The sequence below is a fragment of the Actinomadura sp. 9N407 genome (genome assembly GCF_044326315.1).
In the GTDB taxonomy this organism is placed as follows: Bacteria; Actinomycetota; Actinomycetes; order Streptosporangiales; family Streptosporangiaceae; genus Spirillospora.
Genome location: NZ_JBIRAW010000044.1, coordinates 42,189 through 62,085 on the forward strand (window position 1 = coordinate 42,189; position 19,897 = coordinate 62,085).

17 protein-coding genes and 1 pseudogene are annotated in these 19,897 nt (G+C 70.0%); 6 read left to right on the forward strand and 12 right to left on the reverse strand.

The features are described 5' to 3' along the window. Positions 1–11: 11 nt before the first annotated feature. Positions 12–545 (reverse strand): RNA polymerase sigma factor SigE, encoded by a 534-nt coding sequence (gene sigE, locus ACH34Q_RS42205; protein WP_395988873.1) that lies wholly within the window; start codon positions 543–545, stop codon positions 12–14. 333 nt (positions 546–878) lie between these two features. On the opposite strand from sigE, the gene ACH34Q_RS42210 reads away from it, so the two are divergent. Continuing rightward, positions 879–2,456, forward strand: a complete 1,578-nt coding sequence (locus tag ACH34Q_RS42210; protein ID WP_395988842.1) for an acyl-CoA synthetase — start codon at positions 879–881, stop codon at positions 2,454–2,456. 129 nt (positions 2,457–2,585) lie between these two features. Next, a complete protein-coding gene (locus ACH34Q_RS42215; protein WP_395988843.1) occupies positions 2,586–3,545 on the forward strand; it encodes a serine/threonine-protein kinase in 960 nt (319 codons plus the stop codon). A gap of 208 nt (positions 3,546–3,753) precedes the next feature. Here the strand turns inward: ACH34Q_RS42215 and rho are convergent. Beyond that, positions 3,754–4,959: pseudogene (rho, locus tag ACH34Q_RS42220) on the reverse strand (transcription termination factor Rho); the annotation flags it as partial. A gap of 742 nt (positions 4,960–5,701) precedes the next feature. Here rho and ACH34Q_RS42225 point away from each other — a divergent pair. Beyond that, the gene (locus ACH34Q_RS42225; protein ID WP_395988844.1) at positions 5,702–6,463 is read left to right on the forward strand and encodes an enoyl-CoA hydratase/isomerase family protein; all 762 of its coding nucleotides are present in this window, start codon (positions 5,702–5,704) and stop codon (positions 6,461–6,463) included. A gap of 232 nt (positions 6,464–6,695) precedes the next feature. Here ACH34Q_RS42225 and ACH34Q_RS42230 read toward each other — a convergent pair whose 3' ends face one another. The 3 genes from ACH34Q_RS42230 to ACH34Q_RS42240 all read right to left on the reverse strand — a co-directional run bounded on the left by ACH34Q_RS42230 (position 6,696) and on the right by ACH34Q_RS42240 (position 8,717). Beyond that, a complete protein-coding gene (locus tag ACH34Q_RS42230; protein WP_395988845.1) occupies positions 6,696–7,748 on the reverse strand; it encodes a hypothetical protein in 1,053 nt (350 codons plus the stop codon). A gap of 232 nt (positions 7,749–7,980) precedes the next feature. Continuing rightward, positions 7,981–8,298, reverse strand: coding sequence for a winged helix-turn-helix domain-containing protein (locus ACH34Q_RS42235; RefSeq protein ID WP_395988846.1), 318 nt, complete (start codon positions 8,296–8,298; stop codon positions 7,981–7,983). After that, positions 8,295–8,717: a hypothetical protein gene (locus ACH34Q_RS42240; RefSeq protein ID WP_395988847.1), complete on the reverse strand. Its 423-nt coding sequence runs from the start codon at positions 8,715–8,717 to the stop codon at positions 8,295–8,297. The genes ACH34Q_RS42235 and ACH34Q_RS42240 overlap by 4 nt, the downstream gene beginning before the upstream one ends. A gap of 114 nt (positions 8,718–8,831) precedes the next feature. Between ACH34Q_RS42240 and merB the strand changes: the two genes are divergently transcribed. Further along, on the forward strand, positions 8,832–9,497 hold the full coding sequence (merB, locus tag ACH34Q_RS42245) for an organomercurial lyase (RefSeq protein WP_395988848.1): 666 nt from the start codon (positions 8,832–8,834) through the stop codon (positions 9,495–9,497). On the opposite strand, the gene ACH34Q_RS42250 is transcribed toward merB, so the two are convergent. The 3 genes from ACH34Q_RS42250 to ACH34Q_RS42260 form a co-directional block, all read right to left on the reverse strand. Then, positions 9,487–10,131, reverse strand: coding sequence for a LuxR C-terminal-related transcriptional regulator (locus tag ACH34Q_RS42250; protein ID WP_395988849.1), 645 nt, complete (start codon positions 10,129–10,131; stop codon positions 9,487–9,489). The two genes, merB and ACH34Q_RS42250, sit on opposite strands and share 11 nt — an antisense overlap. 19 nt (positions 10,132–10,150) lie before the next feature. After that, positions 10,151–11,467, reverse strand: coding sequence for a sensor domain-containing protein (locus ACH34Q_RS42255; RefSeq protein ID WP_395988850.1), 1,317 nt, complete (start codon positions 11,465–11,467; stop codon positions 10,151–10,153). Positions 11,468–11,605: 138 nt separating this feature from the next. Beyond that, positions 11,606–12,448 carry a polysaccharide deacetylase family protein gene (locus ACH34Q_RS42260; protein WP_395988851.1) on the reverse strand — a complete coding sequence of 281 codons (843 nt, stop codon included), beginning with the start codon at positions 12,446–12,448 and terminating at the stop codon, positions 11,606–11,608. A 220-nt stretch (positions 12,449–12,668) separates the two neighbouring features. Here ACH34Q_RS42260 and ACH34Q_RS42265 point away from each other — a divergent pair, with 220 nt between their 5' ends. Both ACH34Q_RS42265 and ACH34Q_RS42270 read left to right on the forward strand, forming a co-directional pair. Continuing rightward, complete coding sequence (locus ACH34Q_RS42265; RefSeq protein WP_395988852.1) at positions 12,669–13,424, forward strand: ABC transporter permease; 756 nt, start codon at positions 12,669–12,671, stop codon at positions 13,422–13,424. Positions 13,425–13,546: 122 nt separating this feature from the next. Next, positions 13,547–14,809 carry an amino acid deaminase gene (locus ACH34Q_RS42270; protein WP_395988853.1) on the forward strand — a complete coding sequence of 421 codons (1,263 nt, stop codon included), beginning with the start codon at positions 13,547–13,549 and terminating at the stop codon, positions 14,807–14,809. Between the two features lie 26 nt (positions 14,810–14,835). Here ACH34Q_RS42270 and ACH34Q_RS42275 read toward each other — a convergent pair whose 3' ends face one another. The 4 genes from ACH34Q_RS42275 to ACH34Q_RS42290 all read right to left on the reverse strand — a co-directional run bounded on the left by ACH34Q_RS42275 (position 14,836) and on the right by ACH34Q_RS42290 (position 19,826). Then, a complete protein-coding gene (locus ACH34Q_RS42275) occupies positions 14,836–15,705 on the reverse strand; it encodes a LuxR C-terminal-related transcriptional regulator (RefSeq protein ID WP_395988854.1) in 870 nt (289 codons plus the stop codon). A 70-nt stretch (positions 15,706–15,775) separates the two neighbouring features. After that, complete coding sequence (locus ACH34Q_RS42280) at positions 15,776–17,434, reverse strand: AMP-binding protein (RefSeq protein WP_395988855.1); 1,659 nt, start codon at positions 17,432–17,434, stop codon at positions 15,776–15,778. Next, complete coding sequence (locus tag ACH34Q_RS42285; RefSeq protein WP_395988856.1) at positions 17,431–19,116, reverse strand: AMP-binding protein; 1,686 nt, start codon at positions 19,114–19,116, stop codon at positions 17,431–17,433. Before ACH34Q_RS42285 ends, ACH34Q_RS42280 begins: the two co-directional genes overlap by 4 nt. A 104-nt stretch (positions 19,117–19,220) precedes the next feature. Beyond that, positions 19,221–19,826 carry a TetR/AcrR family transcriptional regulator gene (locus ACH34Q_RS42290; protein ID WP_395988857.1) on the reverse strand — a complete coding sequence of 202 codons (606 nt, stop codon included), beginning with the start codon at positions 19,824–19,826 and terminating at the stop codon, positions 19,221–19,223. Positions 19,827–19,897: the final 71 nt, after the last annotated feature.

Genomic DNA, 19,897 nt, shown 5'->3' on the forward strand with positions numbered 1-19,897 from the left:
GGCGGTCGGAGTCAGAGAGTGATGGCGGCGTCCACCGGGCGGCGGTGTTCCAGGGCGGCGCGGAGTTGCGCGCGGCCGCGGTGGATGCGGCTGCGGACGGTACCGAGCTTGACGCCGAGGGTGGCGCCGATCTCCTCGTACGTCAGGCCCTCGATGTCGCACAGCACGACGGCGGCGCGGTACTCGGGTGCCAGCTCGTCCAGGGCCTTCTGGATGTCGGCGTCGAGATGCCGGTCGTCGTACAGCTGCGCGGGCGTCGGTTCGCGGCCCTGCAGGCGGTCGGCGGCGTCGTCGCCCAGCGAGTCGAACCGGATGCGCTGCTTGCGGCGGGCGCGGTCAAGGAACAGGTTGGTGGTGATCCGATGCAGCCAGCCTTCGAACGTGCCGGGTGTGTAAGAGGACAAGGACCGGAAGACCCGCACGAAGACGTCCTGGGTCAGGTCTTCGGCGTCGTGCCGGTTGCCGGTCAGGCGGTACGCCAGCCGGAACACCCTGGTGGAGTGCTCGCTGACGATCTCTTCCCATGTCGGAGGCGTCCACGCCATCGCGCCTGCGCTCACCGCTACCCCCGTCTGATACGAAATCGTTACGGCCAAGCATGCCGGTACCCAGATAAGAGCCGTGTAAGAACGCCGGGCCGTGGCCGGAAACGGCAGACGCCTTTCCGGGGGTTTGCGAGTCACAAGTCGCCTGATCAGGGGATTTGTCGGACGAAACGCCCTCCGTTGGGTAGGGTCGGTTCACAGGGTTGTGACCGATCACTCACCGGCCGGGCCGTGTGACCGATCTCATTGGACGATCTGTCAGCAAGGATTGAGCCGCCGCGCTCCGGCCGGGATGATCGGGGGAACCTCCACCCCCGTACCTGAGGACGTGGCATGGCGCGAAGCTACAACCTGGCCGACCTGCTCGAAATCCTGGCCGCCGCCGGTCCGGACCGCCCGGCCCTGGTCGCCGGGGAGGAGCGCCGCACGTACCGCGAGCTGAACGAGCGCGCGAGCCGTGTCGGCCACCACCTCGCCGCCGCGGGCGTCGAGCCGGGCGAGCACGTGGCGATCCTGGCCTACAACCGGGCCGAGTGGCTGGAGAGCATCCTCGGCGTCTTCAAGATCCGGGCCGTCCCGATCCCGGTGAACTTCCGGTACGTGGCCGCCGAGCTGCACCACGTGCTGTCCGACTCCGACTCGGTGGCGCTGATCGGTGAACGGTCACTGCTGGAGAAGGTCGAGGAGGTCCGGGCGGACCTGCCGAAGCTGCGGCACGTGGTCGTCCTGGAGGACGGTGCCCAGGCCGACATCCCCGGCGGCGTCGAGTACGAGAAGGCGCTGGCAGCGGCCTCGTCCGGCGACGACTTCCCGAAGCGTTCCAGCGACGACCGCTACATCATGTACACCGGCGGTACGACCGGCTATCCCAAGGGCGTCGAATGGCGCTGCGAGGACATCTTCTTCGCCGCGCTCGGCGGCGGGAACGTCCTGGGCGACCCGATCGAGAGCCCCGAGGCCATCGCCGTGAACGCCGACGCCGCGCCGATGTGCGTGCTGGACTGCGCGCCCGTCATGCACGGGGCCGGCCAGTGGGTGGCGTTCATGGGGCTGTTCAGCGGCGCCAAGGTCGTCCTGTACACCGACCACGGGTTCGACGCGGCCAAGGCGCTGAGGATCATGGTGGAGGAGCAGGCCAACGTCATGATGCTGGTCGGTGACGTCATGGCCCGCCCGGTCGCCAAGGAACTGGCCTCCGGCGAGTACGACATGTCGTCGCTGTTCGCGATCGCGTCGGGTGGCGCGCCGCTGACCGAGGGAGCCAAGGCCGGGCTCAAGAAGCACCTGCCCGCCATCATGTTCCTCGACAATTACGGTGCGTCCGAAACAGGCACCTGCGGCCCCTCGATCGACTCCAGGGAGGGCACCGCGCGCTTCATGATGAAGCCGGGCATCACCGTCCTGGACGACGACCTCAAGGTCGTACGGCCCGGCGAGGTCGGCAAGCTCGCGCGCAGCGGTCACATCCCGATCGGCTACTACAACGACCCGGCGAAGACCGCGACCACGTTCTACACCGACGCCGACGGCGTCCGCTGGTCGGTCCCCGGCGACTTCGCGGCGCTGGAGGAGGACGGCACGATCACGCTGCTCGGCCGCGGCTCCCTGATGATCAACACCGGCGGCGAGAAGGTCTATCCCGAAGAGGTCGAGGTGGCCCTCAAGGACCACCCGGACGTGTACGACGTCGTCGTGATCGGGCTGCCGGACGAGCGTTTCGGACAGCGCGTCGCCGCGGTCGTCGCGCTCCGTCCCGGTGCGAGCCTCACGCTGGAGGACCTCACCGACCACTGCCGCGGGCGGCTGGCCGGCTACAAGCTGCCGCGCGAGATCCAGATCGTGGACGAGGTCCAGCGCACGGCCGTGGGCAAGTCCGACTACAAGTGGGCCAAGGCGGTCTTCGCCTCGTAACCCTCCAGAGCCTGTCACCCCCCAGAGTCTGCCCGGATCGCCAGATCCCGGTAACCCTCCCGGCACGGTCAAGAATCCATTTGGTGTCCCCGAGCATGCCTTGGGGTGGTTCGCGCGCATAACCACCTCATGGGGAGAGATCGGCTGATTCCGCTGGCGGAGCGGTATCACCTGCTCTCGGTGGTCGGCCGCGGCGGCATGGGAACCGTCTGGCGGGCCCACGACGACATGCTCGCCCGCGACGTGGCGGTCAAGGAGGTCCGCCTCCCCGACCGGCGCACGCGCGGCGAACGCCGGCTCCTGTGCCGCAGGCTCATCGAGGAGGCGCGCGCCACCGCGGCGCTGCGCCATCCCGGCGTGGTCGACGTGCACGACGTGGTCATCGAGGACGGGCGGCCCTGGATCGTCATGGAGTTGCTGCGCGCCCGTTCGCTGCACCAGGAGATCGCCGAGGACGGACCGCTCCGCGTCGAACGCGCCGCGCGCATCGGGCAATCCGTCCTGTCCGTGCTGACCGCCGCGCACGACGCCGGGATCCTGCACCGCGACGTCAAGCCCAGCAACGTGCTGCTCTGCAACGACGGCCGGATCCTGCTCACCGACTTCGGCCTGGCCGTGCACATGGACCAGGCCCAGGAACCGGAGGAGACGCTCATCGCCGGCATCGAGGGCTCGCCCGCGTACCTCTCGCCCGAACGCGTCCGCGGCGAGCCCGGCCGCCAGGAATCGGACCTGTGGTCGCTGGGGGCCACGATCTACGCGGCGGTCGAGGGCGTGTCGCCGTTCCTGCGCTGCCATGCGCTGGCGTCGATGGTGGCCGTTCTGCTGGGGGAGTACGATCCGCCCGTCCGTGCCGGCCGGCTGGCCCCGGTGATCGAGGGCCTGCTGCGCCAGGATCCCGGCGAGCGGCTGCGCGCCGCCGAGGCGGCCCGGCTGCTGCGCGAGGCGGGACGCCCGCCCGATCCTCCGGGCGATCCCCGTTCCCCGCCCTGGCGCCGCCGGCTGCTGCCCAAGCCGTGGCCCGTACGTATCGGCCTGATGCTGGACGATCCCCGCCCGTACATCGGCCCGGTGGCGACGCTGCTCTGAACGACCGCGGCCTTACCGATAGGTCATCGAGCCACGCATGTACATATCGGCTCCCCGGCACGGCGGCGGCACTGGAGGCCGCCTACTCGTCGTCCCGAGAGGGATATCGCGCGCATCGGCACAATGGCAACGATGCTTTGACGGCTCACGTCGTCTAAATGTCCCGAGGGGGTCGTTCCGCGCGCCGGCGCGACGGTGATGGTGAGACTCAGGTCGTCTGCTGGACCTTGAGCAGGAACTCGGCGTTGGAGGAGGTGCCCTTCATCCGCTCGAGCAGCATCTCGACGGCCTGCTGCCGCTCGAGGCCGTGCAGGGCGCGGCGCAACCGCCAGTTGAGCTTCAGTTCCTCGTCCGACATGAGCAGTTCCTCGCGGCGCGTACCGGAAGCCTCGATGTCGACGGCGGGGAACGTCCGCCGGTCGGCCAGGCCGCGGTCGAGCTTGAGCTCCATGTTGCCGGTGCCCTTGAACTCCTCGAAGAACACGTCGTCCATCCGGGACCCGGTCTCCACCAGCGCGGTGGCGAGGATCGTCAGCGAACCGCCGTTCTCGATGTTGCGCGCGGCACCGAAGAACTTCTTGGGCGGGTACAGCGCGGTCGTCGCCACACCGCCCGCCAGGATCCGGCTGCTGGACGGCGCCGCGATGTTGTACGCGCGGCCCAGCCGGGTGATGGAGTCCAGCAGGATGACCACGTCGCGGCCCTGCTCGACCAGCCGCTTGGCACGCTCGATGGCCATCTCGGCCAGCGTGATGTGCTCCTCGGCGGGACGGTCGAACGTCGAGTGGATGACCTCGCCGTTCACCGAACGCTGCATGTCGGTGACCTCTTCGGGGCGCTCGTCGATGAGCACGACCATGAGGTGGCATTCGGGGTTGTTGATGCTGATCGCGTTGGCGAGCGCCTGCAGGATCATCGTCTTGCCGACCTTGGGCGGGGAGACGATGAGGCCGCGCTGGCCCTTGCCGATGGGGGCGACCAGATCGATGATGCGGGGCGCGAGCGCGCCGCTGTCGAGCCGCAGCCGCTCCTCCGGGAACAGCGGGGTCAGCTTGCCGAACTCCGGCCGGTCGGCCGCGTCCTCGGGCTTGCCGCCGTTGACGGCCTCGATCGCGTCGAGCGCGCTGTGCTTCTCCCGGTTGGAACGGGGCGGCCGCGCGGTGCCGGCCACGATGTCGCCGGGCCGCAGGTGGCTCGCCTTCACCTGGGCGAGCGTCAGGTAGACGTCCGAGGAACCGGGCAGGTAGCTCTCGGTCCGGACGAACGCGTGCTTGTCCTGGACGCAGAGGACGCCCTGGAACGGGACGGCCGGCGGTTCGGCGGCCCGCTGTTCCGGACGGCCGGCCGGAGCCTCCTGCTCCGGCTGCTGCGCCGGCCGCGAGGCCCGCGCCGTCCGGCGGCGCGCGGCCTGCTTCGGCAGCGCCGCGCGTTCGGGGGTGGTGGTGGTCATGAAGATCCCTTCTCAGGCGGTCGCGCGCTGTCGCGCGGTGCCCGGGAGTCGGTTTCCGCGTACGGCTCGCCGATACGTGCACGCACGTGGAAGGAACGAGAGGTATGCAGCTCCGCTCACCGGGCTGTCGACGGCTCCCTTGGTGCGATGGCCCGGTACGCGAATCCGCGCGTCCCCCGGGCATGGTCGAATGGGGGAACTCGAACATTCACCGGGCGCTCAGATGGCCCGGGCGGGGTAGAAACGCCCCTCACCGCCCAATCGATAGGTGGCGGAAACAACAAGGCGCTACCACGACAGTACAGCACACAACGGCCGTTCCGCATTCCCGCCGTCCGGCGATCCGTACCCGCCGGTCGTCCATTGAACGATCCCCCTCGAAGAGCCCCCGGTCCGTTCTCTGACACCCCGTATGACTCCCGATCGACGGCCGGGGTTCCCGCCGGGGTGGCCGAGACCTTGAACATCACCGGCATCGTACGGACGCCGTACGACATCCAGCACGGTCTCCGATGACCCGTACCGCGACGAAGCCTGCACTCGCGGACACCACCCGGCGAACCGTCCGGCCGGAACCACGCCGCCATCCCAGGGCCCGGAACCACGCCGCCATCCCAGGGTTCGGGGCGATCGACCGGCGGGGCGGCGTCGGTTCGCCGGGCACGCCCCTCGTACGATGACGGCGCATCGACAATAAGGGGGCGGGATGGCCGCTGAGCAGTGGCTGCGCGGTGAGGTCGCCGGCGGCGTCGGAACGATCACGATCGACCGGCCGGACAAGCGCAACGCCATGAGCGAGGCCATGTGGCGGCGGCTTCCGGAGCTGCTCGACACGTTCACCGCCGACCCCGGCGTCCGGACCGTGGTGCTCACCGGCGCGGGCGGCACCTTCTCCGCCGGGGCGGACATCGGCGAACTCGAGGAGATCCGCCGGCGCGGCCAGAGCCACCCCTCCACGATCGCGGAAGAGGCCCTGGCCGCGTTCCCCAAGCCCACCATCGCCGCGATCGAGGGCTTCTGCGTCGGCGGCGGCTGCCAGCTCGCCCTGGCCTGCGACCTGCGGTTCGCCGCCGAGGACGCCCGCTTCGGGATCACCCCCGCCCGGCTCGGCATCGTCTACCCCGGCTCGGCCACGCGGCGGCTGGTCCGCCAGGTCGGCGGGTCGGCCGCCAAGTACCTTCTCTACTCCGCAGACCTCATCGATGCCCACCACGCACTGCGGATTCGCCTGCTGGACGAGATCGTCCCGCCGGGCGACCTGACCGACCGCGTCACCGCCTTCGCCGCGACCCTGGCCACCCGCTCGCTGCTCACCCAGCAGGCCACGAAGGACATCGTCGACACCCTCGTGGCCGGTGCCGACGCGGACCCGAAGATCCGCACCTGGCTCGACAAGGCGCACGCCGCCGACGGCGACATGGACGAGGGAGTGACCGCCTTCCTGGAACGCCGGGCGCCTCGTTTCTAAGACCCGGCTCAGGGGCACTCGCCTGGCGGCTCGCACCCCTGACCGTGCCTTGGCGAGCGCGGCATCGCTTCGCGATCTGGCCGGTGAGGCTCGCCTTCGGCATCGCCTCACCGGCCAGGTAACGCGCTCGCGCGGTGGCTGAGGCCGCTGTGAGACAGGCCCTAACTCGACTCCGACTTCATATGGACGACGCGTTCCTTCCGCTCGGCCTTTGCTGCACTCCGAGCCTGTTTCAGGGCGGGGCGTGGCGGGTCGCGTCGTGGAAGCGGCTTGGGGGGAGGGTGCGCAGACGGGCGGCTGTGCTGGAGGGGTCGGCTACCAGGGCGGCGGGTTCGGTCTTGCGTAGTTCGGCAAGGGGCAGGACGCCGCAGAGGAGGGCGTCGGCTGTACGGACGATGACGAGTGGGCCGATCTGTGCGCCGGCTCGTTCCGTCTGGTGGAGGGCGTCCAGCAGGACTCCGGCGGCCTCGATCTCGGTACCCAGGTCGTCCAGCCGGGTCTCCGGGTGGTCCCGGCGGATCGTGCTCAGCTGGTGGAGCAGGGCGAGGAAGTCGCTTTCGAGGCTTCGGGGGCTTGCGCCGGAGAGGTAGTAGCGCAGCTGGCCGGACTCCGGTTCGTCACTGGGGGCCACCTTGTACGCGGCGGGGTCGGTCAGTTCGACGCGTAGCCCGTATCGGCCTGCGAACAGTTCGTACGCGTAAGCGAGGTCGGTGCGCGGCTCGCCGGTCCGGTCGCCCGTGGTGAACGAGCCTGTGCTGGGCGGGTCCGCGTTGGGCCGGCCCGTGTTGGACGAGCCTGTGCTGTGAGTGCCTGTGCTGGGTGGGGTCGGGGTAAGGGGGCCGGGGCTGAGGGCGCCGGCGATGGTGTCGACCGGGACGGAGCCGAGGGAGGTCGCGACGGCCTGGTCGAGCCGGCCGATGAGGTGGTCGCGGAGTTGGGCGACCTCGGTGGTCAGGTGGTCGGCGGCCTCGCGCTGCTGGGAGAGCCGGGTGTTGACCTCGGGGAGCATCCGGTCGTTGATCTGCGTGATCAGCGACCGGATCCGGGCGTCGGTCTCGCCGAGCGACTCGGCCTGCTCGGCCTGGGTGGTCGCGAGCCGCTCGGCCTGCTCGCGGTGGAGGGAGCGGAATCGCTCGAGCTCGTCGCGGGTGCTCGTCAGCGCGCTCAGCCGGGTGCGGATGTCGTCGAGCTCGGGGGCCGAACCGGCCGGGCGCTTGCGGTCGAACGCCAGGTAGAGCTCCCGGCCCGCGATCGCCAGGCACAGCAGAACCAAGATCCACGTCATGGCGGCCCTCCAGAAGGGCTTATCTTGCCAGGCAAGATAATTCACCATCTGCGGACCGTGATAGCCCGAAATCGCGTTTTGGCAAGAGTGATACCGCGACTTGTCCACGGTGCCGCCCCGGCTGCAGCGGGGGTCGATCACTCGGGCTTCGATGACTCGGGCCAGGGCCGGCGGGCGGATCGCGGACGATGGCGAAGCCCACGGCTGGGACAAGGACGGTGTCAGGCCGACGTCAGGCGGTGTCGCGGGTCGTGGTGGCCTGCTCGGCGATGGTGCGGAGTGCATTGCAGTGGGCCTCGAACGCGCGGCGTCCCGGTGCGGTGAGTGAGAGCCAGGTGCGGGGGCGTTTGCCCACGTATCCCTTGCTCACCTTGACGTAGCCGGCCTTCTCCAGCGTGGCGGTCTGCTTGGACAGGACCGAGTCGCTGACCTCGATGGTGTCGCGGACGTAGGCGAACTCGGCCTTCTCGGCGGCGGCCAGCGTCGCCATGATGGAGAACCTGACCGGTGCGTGGATGACCTCGTCCAGGCCATGGCGGGGGTGGTTCATCGCCGGGCCGCCCGGCGTGCGGTCAGGTAGGCCATCAGCAGGGCCGGTACGGCGACGGCCACCGCTCCCGGGAGCCACCAGGCGAGCTCGCCCTCGAACCAGGTGATGCCGGGGACGAGCACGGCCGAGTAGATCAGGGCCCAGGAGCCGATCATGATGCCGTGCCGGAGGCCCATGCCGCGGTGCGCGACCGGCTGCCGTACGGCGTAGACCGACAGCAGGATGATCGTGACCACCCACACTCCGGTGCTGACCGCGACGCCGGCCGGGCCGCTGATGAGGCCGAGCAGCAGCACGCTGATGAACGCGGCGGCCCCGTACACGAGCTGGTAGCGGATCAGCCAGCGCGAGCCGTGCTCCACCGAGGCCCGCAGGTTCGCTGCTCTGGCCAGCGCCGCCGCCGCGCTTGTGTTGTCCATGGTGGCCTTCCGTCGTAGGTGCTTCTTGCGAGTGTGGCAACTACTTTCCAGTTCGGCAAGTACTTTCCGCGAAGAAGGCTTGTGGAGGGGTGGGTTGTGTGAAAGGACTCTGAGATGGACGTTGAGGATCTTCGGGTCGCGGTCTACGGGTCGTTCGCACGTACGGGGCGGGCTCCCGATGTGGCGGAGCTGACGGAACGGTTCGGGGCGAGCGACGGGGACATTCGGGGCGGGCTGCGAGAGCTTCATCGGCAGCGGCATGTCGCGCTCGATGACGACGACCGGGTGCTCATGGCGCATCCGTTCACGTCCGTGCCGTTGGGCTTCGCGGTCATGGGGGCGTCCACGCTGTGGTGGGGCGGGTGTGCTTGGGACTCCTTCGCCCTACCGCATCTGTTGCCGGACGAGCCCGAGGTGCTCGTTTCCACGCGTTGCCCTGGCTGCGGCACCCCGCACGCATGGAACGTCACCCGGGAGGCGCCACCAGATGGGAAGCAGGTCGCGCACTTCCTCGTCCCGGTCGCCCATATGTGGGACGACGTCGTCCACACGTGCGGGCACCAGCGGTTGTTCTGCGACGAGGCGTGCGTGGAGGGCTGGCTCCTGCGTACGGGCAACGAGCGCGGCTACGTCATGGACCTGCCCACACTCTGGCGCATGGCACGGCACTGGTACGCCGGACGTCTCGACCATGGCTACCGCCGCAGGGAGCCGGCCGAGGCCGCCGAGTACTTCCGTGAGGTGGGGCTCAAGGGCGCGTTCTGGGGGCTCAGCGGTTGAGGTAGGCCAGTACGGCGAGAACGCGGCGGTTGTCGTCGTCCGAGACCGCCAAGCCGAGCTTTCCGAAGATGTTGGCGGTGTGCTTGGTGATCGCCCGTTCGGTGACGACGAGCTGCTGGGCGATGGCCGCGTTGGTACGTCCCTGGGCCATCAGCTCCAGCACTTCCAGTTCGCGTGGGGTGAGCCGTCCCAGCGGTTCCTGTTTCGTGTTCCGTGCCACGAGTCGCGAGATCACCTCCGGGTCCATCGCGGTACCGCCGGCCGCGACCCGGCGTATCGCGTCCACGAACTGCGCGGCGTCGAAGACCCGGTCCTTCAGCAGGTAGCCGATCCCGCCGGTGCCGTCGGCCAGCAGTTCCTGGGCGTACAGCTGCTCCACGTACTGCGACAGCACCAGTACGGGTAGCCCCGGCACCTGGCGGCGTGCCTCCAGTGCCGCTTGCAGGCCCTCGTCGGTGAACGAGGGCGGCAGACGTACATCGACCACCGCCACGTCCGGGCGGTGGTCGAGCAACGCCTTCAGCAGGGAGGGCCCGTTGTCGACGGCCGCCGCGATCTGGAAGTCGTTCGCCTCCAGGAGACTGACCAGGCCCTCCCGAAGGAGGGCCAGGTCCTCGGCCAAGACGACGCGCATCAGCGGGCCCGTTCCGAACTCACACCTGGGGGGACGAGGGCAGCAGGCACGGAACCTCCATGGTCACGATGGTCGGGCCGCCCGGGGGAGAGCTCAGGGCGAGCACGCCGTCGAATGTACCGATGCGCCGCTCGATCCCGCGCAGCCCCGTACCGCCTTCCAGGGTGGCGCCGCCCTGCCCGTCGTCGGTGACGCTGACCTGGATCATGTCGCCGCGGTGGCCGAGGTCGACCCAGACCCGCTGCGCGCCGGAGTGCTTGGCCGTGTTGGTGAGCATCTCGCACACCGCGAAGTACACGGCCGACTCCACCGGAGGTTCGGGACGGCTCGGCAGGTCGACGGTCACCTCGACCGGAAGCGGATGGTCGAGCGCGAGGGCCCGTACCGCGTCGCCGATGCCGCGGTCGGCGAGCACCGGCGGGTGGATGCCGCGGACCAGGTCGCGCAGCTCGGCCAGTGCCTTGGCGGACGACGCGCGGGTCTCGGCCAGCAGCAGCCGGGCCTTGGCCGGGTCCTTGTCCAGCAGGTGCTCGATCGCGCCGAGGCTCATGCCCATCGCGACCAGCCGGGCCTGCGCGCCGTCGTGCAGGTCGCGCTCGATCCGGCGCAGCTCGGCGGCCGACGCGTCCACGGCCTCGGAACGGCTCTCGGTGAGGTGCCGGACGCGCAGTGCCAGCCGCGACTTCTCGGTGGGGCCGAGCAGCGTACGGCCCCATTTCCCGTACACGTCCAGCATCGTCGGGCCGAGCAGGAAGCCGGCCACCATGAACACCGTGCCGAGCACCGCGGTCCCGACCATCCGCGCCGGATGGCTCGTGTAGTCCTCGTTCACTTGGATGAACGTGTACCACTCGTTACCGCCGAGGTCACCGATGACACCGCCGGCCCACAGAGTCAGGTTCCAGCCCCAGAATCCGTACAGGATCATTAGCCCGGGCAGCGCCGCGGTGAACACCGACACGATCGGGTCGGCCACCAGCCAGCCGAGATCGCGCCAGGTGGCCGGATCGGCGATGAGCCGCTGGAACCGCCGCAACTGCAGCGCCGACCCTGTCTCGGTGGCCTCCTCCGGTGCTTCCGGCAGGTAGGGACGCTCGATCCGGTGGCCGGTCCACTCGGTGATCCGGCTCCGGTACGCGTCGGTCATCTTCCGCACCAGGGGCATCACCATCGGCACCAGCAGCACGCCGAAACCGATGCTGACCATCGACAGCGTGCTGTTGAGCAGCCCGGCCACGAAGATCGCCGGGATCGAGAGCAGCCACAGGCCCAGCCCGCGCCAGGGTGCCCGGACCCGTTCCATCAGCCAGTTCTGCCTGGTCGGTTCGCCATTCACCGGTGCCTCCGTACCTCGTCCATCGTACGGACTCCAGTCTCCGGCGGATCCGTGCCGAGCACAGTGTGCCCGGAACCCGGAACGGGGGTGTAGCTGGCTACACCATCGCCATGTCACCGGCGAGGGCCGCGAGCGCCCCTAGAGGGCGACGAAGGACAGGCCCTTCTTCTTCAGCCTGGGGATGGCGGCGCGGAGGGCACTGACGGTCTGGGCACGGTCGCCGCCGCCGTCGTGGACGAGGAGGATGTCGCCGGCCTTGCTCTTGGTGAGCGCCTTGCGGATCCTGGCGGCGCCCGGCCGGGCCCAGTCGCGCGGGTCGACCGCCCAGTCGATGGGCAGCATGTCGTGCTCGGCGACGGCGTCCAGGACGGCGGGCGACCAGGCGCCGCCCGGCGCGCGGAAGAGCGTCGGGACGATCTGCGTGGTCTGCGCGATCAGGTCGTGCGGCTCGGCGATCTCCGTCTTCAGCCGCTTCTTCGACACGTCGTCGAACGCGATCGGATGCGTCATCGTGTGGTTGCAGATCTGGTGGCCGTCCGCCGCGATCCGCTCGACGAGCTTGGCGTTGTCCTTGATCTGCTCGCCGATGATGAAGAACGTCGCGTGCACCTGGTGCTCGGCCAGGAGGTCCAGGACCCTCGGCGTGTACTCGGGGTGCGGGCCGTCGTCGATCGTCAGCGCGATCGTGTTCGGCGGCGCCGGCGGGACGAGTTCCGCTAGATGGCGGATGGGCTCGCCGGGCTTCAGCGCGGTGAGGGGGGCCGGGCTCCACGGCGCCGGACGGGGTTTCGGTGTGGGCTTGGGCGTCGGCTTGGGTGCCGGAAGCACGGCGGGACGCAGCCGCAGCGGCGTCCCGGGAGGAGCCGTACGGGGCGTGGTCGCCGCACCCGCGCTGTCGGCGCCCAGCGCGACGAGACCGGCCGCGCCTATCAACCAGAGAGCCTTGCGGCGGGACGCGAGGCTCGAATCGATTTCCCCCACAAGCCCCACGCTATCGGGGCTGACGGGGCCAACGCGGCCAAAACGATCACAATCCGTTGAATTGTCGTCGCTGATCCGGTGAACCGGGATGATCACAGGGTTCCGGGAGACCGGCAGGGGCCCGCGAAGATCGACAGGGGCCGGCCCGGAAGATCGACACGGACCCGGGAGATCGGCGGGGATCCGGGGAGATCGACAGGGAACGGGGGAGAACCAGGACATGAACGCGGCTCCCGCCGTCGGCCCGACGCTGGGCCTGGTCCTGCTCGCCCTCGCCTCCGCCGCGGCCCTGCTCGTACGGCTCGGCGGGTTCGGCCTGTCGCGGGAGATGCTGGTCGCGGCGGCGCGGGCGACCGTGCAGCTGGCGGTGGTGTCGCTGCTCATCGCGGCGGTGCTGCGCAGCGCGGGCTGGACCGCCGCGTTCATCGCCGTGATGGTCGTGGTCGCGTCCGGTACGTCCGGCCGCCGCATCACCGGTACCGTACGGCGCCGCGCCTGGTGGACGGCGGCGCCGATCGTCGCCGGGGTGGTACCGGTGATGGCTCTGCTGATGGCCACGACGCTCGTCCCGGCGCGTCCCGTCGCGGTGCTGCCGATCGCCGGGATCTTCATCGGCGGCGCGATGACCGCGACCGCGCTGACCGGCCGCCGCGCGCTGGACGAGCTGCGCACGCGGCGCGGCGAGTACGAGGGCGGTCTGGCGCTCGGCCTGATGCCCCGGGACGCCGCGCTGGAGGTGTGCCGCCCGGCGGCCGCGCTGGCGCTGATCCCGATCGTGGACCAGACCCGTACGGTCGGGCTCGTCACGCTGCCCGGCGCGTTCGTGGGCGTGCTGCTGGGCGGCGCCGACCCGGTCGAGGCGGGGGCGACCCAGCTGCTGGTCCTGGTCGGGCTGCTGGCGATCCAGTCGACCGCCGCGCTCATCACGCTGGAACTGGTGGCGACCGGACGGCTGAACGGCGGCGCCCCCGCATGAGGCCGATGAGGCTTGAGGCCGCGATCGCCGGATGGCCGATACCCGCGATCGCGTGTGACCATCGCCTAGTGAGTCCGACCATCGTCTGGTGAGTCACATCTGCAACGTAGGAGGTCATTCCAGTGATCGATGACGAGGCCGTCGACGCGCTCGGCGAGGAGATCCTCGACTGGCGCTTCAAGTCCGTCCCGGCTTCCGCGCACGGCTCGACCGTACGGGAGCACGCGCGGGCCAGGCGGCCGCTCGACGAGTACGGCACGCCGCTGATGACGCTCGACGCGGGCGCGCTCGAACACAACCTGCGCGTGATGGCCGGGTGGACCGAGGCTGCCGGTGTACGGCTCGCGCCGCACGGCAAGACCACCATGGCCCCGCAGTTGTGGCGCCGGCAGTTGGAGGCGGGGTGCTGGGCCATCACGCTGGCCAACCTTCCGCAGTTGCGTGTGGCGCGTGCCTTCGGTGTACGCCGCGTACTGCTCGCCAACGCGCTGCTCGACCCGGCCGGTTTGGCCTGGCTGTCCACAGAGCTTGAAGAGCACCCGGAATTCGAGTTCATCTCCTGGGTGGACTCCGTCCGTTCCGCTGAACTGATGGACGAGGCACTGCGGGCGGCGCGCGCGCAGCGTCAGGTGGACGTCTGCGTAGAACTCGGTGGGCCCCATGGCCGTACGGGCGCCCGAGACAAGAGCGAAGCCGTAGCCGTAGCCGAAGCCGTCCGCAAGGCCCCGACGCTACGCCTGGTGGGGTCAGGAGGTTACGAGGGCGCGCTCGCGCACGACTCGTCCAAGGAAGGGCTCGCGGCGGTCGACACGTACCTGCGCCGCTTGGCGGACCTGCACGGCCGCCTCCCGTACGAGACGGACGAGCCGATCGTGACGGCGGGCGGTAGCGCGTTCTTCGACCAGGTCGTCGAGATACTGGGCGACTTCGGCGGCCAGGTGGTGCTCCGCTCGGGTGCCTACATCGCGCATGACGACGGCTTCTACCGGCAGATCTCCCCCTTCGTCCGTGGCGCCGCCCCCAGTGGCGACGACGATGCGCGATTGCGGTCCGCGATGCATGGCTGGGCGCGTGTGGTCTCTAGGCCCGAGCCCAAGCTGGCGCTCCTGGACGCGGGCAAACGCGACCTTCCCTTCGACGAGGGGATGCCGGAGCCCCAACTCGTACGCGGTGCCGGTCCGAGCCCTGTCGCAAGCGCGCGCGTGACGGCCCTCAACGACCAGCACGCGTTCCTCAGGGACGCGGACGTCGAGGTAGGCGACATCGTGCGGCTCGGCCTGTCCCACCCCTGCACGGCCTTCGACAAATGGACGCTGATCCCCGTCGTGGACGACGCGGACGCGGAATGCCCGGTCGTGGTCGACCTCATCAGGACCTGGTTCTGATGGTCCAGCCGATGGTCTAGGAGTGCTCAGGGGAGCAGGCCGGCTCGGCGGGCGTCGGCAACGGCTTCCATGCGGGTGTGGCTGTTCAGCTTGCGCATGGCCGACTTCAGGTAGCTCTTCACCGTGGCGGGCAGCAGGCCGAGCCGCTGGGCGGCCTCGGCGTTGGTGCAGCCGATCGCCACGTACGAGAGGACGTCCAGCTCGCGCGGGGAGAGCGGCGGCCCGGAAGGAGCCGGGGCGCCCTCGCGGCCTGAGGGAGCCGGGGTGCCCTCGCGGCCGGCGGCGGCCAGGCGGGACGAGGCGTGCAGGAGCCGGGCCCGTACGCCGGGGTCGGTGATCTGGTCGGCGAGGCCGCGCAGCTCGGCGTGGACGGCCCGGACCTCCTCCCAGCGGGCCGAGCCGGAGCGCGAGGCAGGGCCTGCGGCCGGGACGGGCAGGCGGGCGAGGGCCTGATCGGCCTCGTCGCGTACGGCGAGGTCCTGTTCCAGGTCGCGGGCCGCCTGCATGGCCATGGACACCACCCGGTCGGCGAGCGAGAGCGGCTCGCGCAGCGCCCCGTACAGGACGCCCCGGACGTTGCGGCGGACCACGATCGGTACCGCGACGATCGAGAGCAGGCCCTCGTCGGCCACCGGCGCGTCGTAGTCGTGGCTGATCGTCGAGGCGCGCGGGTAGTCGCTGACCCAGACGGGACGGAGCAGCGCCATGGCCTTGCCGCCCAGGCCGGAATTGCGCCGGACGACCAGGCCGTCGAGCGAGCCGGTGGTGCCGCCGACCAGCTCGGTGATGCGCATCCGGTCGCGGCCGCCCAGCGCGCCGCCGAACACCATCGGGAGCCCGGTCGAGCGCTGGAGCGACAGCACGGCCGTCCGCACGGCCCCCGCGTCGTCACCCATGACCAGCAGCATGCCTGCCGGAAGAGCGGTTAGAAAGGGGGCCGTGCCGTTATTGGGAGAGGGGTCGGGATCACGCGTGGCGGGTGGCGGCCGTGTCGCCCAGGCCGAGGAGCTCGACCGACTCGGCGCGCATCTGGACCTTGCGCACCTTGCCGGTGACGGTCATCGGGAAGTCGTCGACGTGGTGGAGGTAGCGGGGGATCTTGAAGTGGGCCAGCCGGCCCGTACAGAACTCGCGCAGCGCCTCGGCGGTCAGCGGCTCGGCGCCGGGGCGGAGCCGGATCCACGCCATCAGCTCCTCGCCGTACTTCTCGTCCGGTACGCCGATGACCTGCGCGTCCACGATGTCGGGATGGGTGTAGAGGAACTCCTCGACCTCGCGCGGGTAGACGTTCTCGCCGCCGCGGATGACCATGTCCTTGATCCGGCCGGTGATGTTGACATAGCCCTCGGCGTCCATCACGGCCAGGTCGCCGGTGTGCATCCAGCGGGCGGCGTCGATGGATTCGGCTGTCTTGTCCAGCTGGTCCCAGTAGCCCAGCATGACCGAGTAGCCGCGGGTACAGAACTCGCCGGGCGTCCCGTGCGGGACGGTCACGCCCGTCTCCGGGTCGATGACCTTGATCTCCAGGTGCGGATGGACGGTCCCGACCGTCGAGACGCGGCGGTCGAGCGAGTCGCCGGCGCGGGTCTGGGTGGAGACCGGCGAGGTCTCGGTCATGCCGTAGCAGATGGTCACCTCGGCCATCCCCATCCGTTCGATGACCTGCTTCATCACCTCGACCGGGCAGGGCGACCCGGCCATGATGCCGGTACGCAGCGACGACAGGTCATGGTCGCCGAACGAGTCGTCGTTCAGTTCGGCGATGAACATCGTGGGGACGCCGTACAGGGACGTGCACTGCTCGGCCGCCACGGCCTCCAGGGTGGCGCGCGGGTCGAACGCGGGGGCCGGGATCACGATGCAGGAGCCGTGGCTGGTGGCCGCCAGGTTGCCCATGACCATGCCGAAGCAGTGGTAGAAGGGCACCGGGACGCAGACCCGGTCCTCCTCGTCGTAGCCGCACATCTCGCCGACGAAGAAGCCGTTGTTGAGGATGTTGTGGTGCGAGAGCGTGGCGCCCTTGGGGAACCCGGTCGTGCCGCTCGTGTACTGGATGTTGATGGGGTCGTCGGCGCTGAGTCCGGTCTCCAGCGCGGCCAGGCGCGTGCGGTCACCGGCTCGGCCCCGGGCCATCAGGTCGTCCCATGAGGCCTGGCCGATGAGGAGGACGTCGCGCAGCCCCGGCGTCTTCGGGCGGACCTCCTCGATCATCGCCGCGTAGTCGGAGATCTTGGCTCCGTTTCTGAACGCGGCCGGCGCGGCCACCAGCGTGCGGATGCCGGCCTGGTCGAGCACGAACTCCAGCTCATGCACGCGGTACGCGGGGTTGATGTTGACCAGGATCGCGCCGATCCGGGCCGTCGCGTACTGGACGAAGATCCACTCGGCGCAGTTGGGTGCCCAGATCCCGACCCGGTCGCCCTTGCCGACGCCGAGGTCCAGCAGGCCGAGCGCGACCGTGTCGATCTCGGCGGCGAGATGGTCGTACGACCAGCGGCGGCCGGATGCGTACTCGACCAGCGCGTCCCGGTCGGCGAAGGAGGCGACCGTACGGGACAGGTTGGCGCCGATGGTCTCGCCCAGCAGCGGTACGGCCGAGGTTCCGGAGGCGTAGGACAGGCTCATCGCAGCTCGTCCTCCCGGAACTCGCCCTCGGGCCGGGCGGACGGATCGGGATGCTTGCCGGCCTCGCCGGCCCGCAGCTCGACCCGGCGGATCTTGCCGGAGATCGTCTTGGGCAGCGGGCCGAACTCCAGCAGCCGGATCCGCTTGAACGCCGACAGCTGGGCCCGGCTGTGCTCGAAGATCGCGGCGGCGGTGGCCGCGTCCGGCTCCCAGCCCGCCGCGAGCGTCACGTACGCCTTGGGCACCGCGGCCCGGACCGGATCGGGCGACGGCACCACCGCCGCCTCGGCCACGGCCTCGTGCTCGATCAGCACGCTCTCCAGCTCGAACGGGGAGATCTTGTAGTCGGAGGCCTTGAAGACGTCGTCGGCGCGGCCCACGTACGTGATGTAGCCGTCCTCGTCCACGGAGCCGATGTCGCCGGTGTGGTAGCGGCCGCCCGCCATCGCCTGCTCGGTACGGTCCTCGTCGCCGTGGTATCCGGTCATCAGCCCGAGCGGGCGGTCGTCGCCGAGGTCGAGGCAGATCTCGCCCTCCTCGGCCGGCTCGCCGCTGATCGGGTCGACGAGCGTGACCCGGTAACCGGGCGCGGGCCGTCCCATCGAGCCGGGCTTGACCTTCTGGCCGGGAGAGTTGGCGATCTGGACGGTCGTCTCGGTCTGCCCGAAGCCGTCCCGGATCGTCACGCCCCACGCGTCCCTGACCCGTTCGATGACCTCGGGGTTGAGCGGCTCGCCGGCGGCGACGACCTCGCGGGGCGGGGTGGACAGCCGCGACAGGTCGGCCTGGATGAGCATCCGCCAGACGGTCGGCGGTGCGCAGAAGCTGGTGACGCCGCAGCGTTCCAGCTCGTTCAGCAGCCGGTCGGCGTCGAAGCGCGTGTAGTTGAAGATGAAGACGCACGCACCGGCGTTCCAGGGTGCGAAGACGTTGCTCCAGGCGTGCTTGGCCCACCCCGCCGACGAGATGTTGAGGTGCACGTCCCCGGGGCGTAGGCCGATCCAGTACATCGTGGACAGATGCCCGACCGGGTAGCTCGCGTGGGTGTGTTCCACCAACTTGGGACGGGCGGTCGTACCGGAGGTGAAGTACAGCAGCAGCGTGTGGCTGGAGAACGTGATGCCGTACGGCGTGAAGTGCGTATCGGCGTCGTAGGCGTCCGCGTAACGCAGCCACCCCTCGACCTCATCGCCTACAGCGATCCGGGTGTAGTCCCCTGGGACGTCGTCGAACTTGCCCGTCTCGGCGGAATCGACCACGACATGGCGCGCACAACCCCGAGCGAGCCTGTCCTTGAGATCGGCCGTACCCAGAAGCGTCGTGGTGGGGATGAGCACCGCACCCAGCTTCATCGCGGCCAGGATCGTCTCCCACAACTCGACCTGGTTGCCGAGCATGAGGATGATCCGGTCACCGCGCCGTACCCCGGCCGCACGCAGCCGGTTGGCCACCTGGTCGGAGCGCCGCGCCATGTCCGCGAACGAGTAGCGCGCCTCCGAACCGTCCTCCTCGACGATCCACAGCGCGGGTTCGTCGTTGTCCTCGGCCAGCTTGTCGAACCAGTCCAGCGCCCAGTTGAAGCCGGTCAGCACCGGCCATCTGAACTTCTCGTACGCGGTCGCGTAGTCCTCGCGATGGGCGAGCAAGAAGTCGCGAGCCGCGCGGAACTCGACTGCCGCCATGAGTCCTCCTCGTTAGCCTTGTTAGCCCCACGGCTACACCGGTCACAAGGATCGTTGGCCACGGCCACGTCCTCGCGCCACCCCCTAACGGAGGTAGATGTGACCTACCCCGGTTCGACGAAGGTGGATCGGAGCAATCGCGCCATGTGCTCGCCCACTTGCGCGGCGGTCCAGCCGCGTTCCACCAGGAGCGTGTGGCTGACTCCGTTGGAGATGAGCGCGAGCAGCATGTCGGCGGCGGTGTCGACCGTCCAGCCTTGGGCGAGCACGCCTTCCTCGTCCAGCCGCCTGATGAGTGCGCGGTTGGTCTCGTACCGCCAGTACATGGCGGTCTCCCAGTGCCGGGCGGCGTCCGGATCGGTGGGCGCGACGCGTTCGACGGCCCGGGCCACCGCCAGGATGCGCGGCATGAACTCCGCGTGCCGCCGCGCGAACTCGTCCAGGGCCGTGACCGCGTCGGGCGCGTCCCCGATCGGGTCGAACCTGCCCTGGATGTCCTCGACCTCGTTGACGTAGTCGAACAGTGCGCTGATCAGCTCGGCGCGCGAGGCGAAGTGCAGGTAGACCGCGCGCCGGGTGACGCCGGCCCGTTCGGCGACGGCGGCCATGGTGACGGCGGTGACGCCCTCGCTCTCGACGAGCTCCCGGGCGGCTCGCAGCAGCGCGGCGCGCGAGCGGCGGCTTCGCGCGTTCCGGGGCTCGGTGACCATGCCGGCCATGTTCCCAGGCCGCGGGCCGTTGCACTTAACTACACAGCATGTGTATTTTCTTCTACACATGC

Excerpts from the sequence above, each read along its gene's own strand:
- sigE (WP_395988873.1), bottom strand. The coding sequence starts at position 545 with ATGGCGTGGACGCCTCCGACATGGGAAGAGATCGTCAGCGAGCACTCC.
- ACH34Q_RS42210 (WP_395988842.1), top strand. The coding sequence starts at position 879 with ATGGCGCGAAGCTACAACCTGGCCGACCTGCTCGAAATCCTGGCCGCC.
- ACH34Q_RS42215 (WP_395988843.1), top strand. The coding sequence starts at position 2,586 with ATGGGGAGAGATCGGCTGATTCCGCTGGCGGAGCGGTATCACCTGCTC.
- ACH34Q_RS42225 (WP_395988844.1), top strand. The coding sequence starts at position 5,702 with ATGGCCGCTGAGCAGTGGCTGCGCGGTGAGGTCGCCGGCGGCGTCGGA.
- ACH34Q_RS42230 (WP_395988845.1), bottom strand. The coding sequence starts at position 7,748 with ATGACGTGGATCTTGGTTCTGCTGTGCCTGGCGATCGCGGGCCGGGAG.
- ACH34Q_RS42235 (WP_395988846.1), bottom strand. The coding sequence starts at position 8,298 with ATGAACCACCCCCGCCATGGCCTGGACGAGGTCATCCACGCACCGGTC.
- ACH34Q_RS42240 (WP_395988847.1), bottom strand. The coding sequence starts at position 8,717 with ATGGACAACACAAGCGCGGCGGCGGCGCTGGCCAGAGCAGCGAACCTG.
- merB (WP_395988848.1), top strand. The coding sequence starts at position 8,832 with ATGGACGTTGAGGATCTTCGGGTCGCGGTCTACGGGTCGTTCGCACGT.
- ACH34Q_RS42250 (WP_395988849.1), bottom strand. The coding sequence starts at position 10,131 with ATGCGCGTCGTCTTGGCCGAGGACCTGGCCCTCCTTCGGGAGGGCCTG.
- ACH34Q_RS42265 (WP_395988852.1), top strand. The coding sequence starts at position 12,669 with ATGAACGCGGCTCCCGCCGTCGGCCCGACGCTGGGCCTGGTCCTGCTC.
- ACH34Q_RS42275 (WP_395988854.1), bottom strand. The coding sequence starts at position 15,705 with ATGGGTGACGACGCGGGGGCCGTGCGGACGGCCGTGCTGTCGCTCCAG.
- ACH34Q_RS42280 (WP_395988855.1), bottom strand. The coding sequence starts at position 17,434 with ATGAGCCTGTCCTACGCCTCCGGAACCTCGGCCGTACCGCTGCTGGGC.
- ACH34Q_RS42285 (WP_395988856.1), bottom strand. The coding sequence starts at position 19,116 with ATGGCGGCAGTCGAGTTCCGCGCGGCTCGCGACTTCTTGCTCGCCCAT.
- ACH34Q_RS42290 (WP_395988857.1), bottom strand. The coding sequence starts at position 19,826 with ATGGTCACCGAGCCCCGGAACGCGCGAAGCCGCCGCTCGCGCGCCGCG.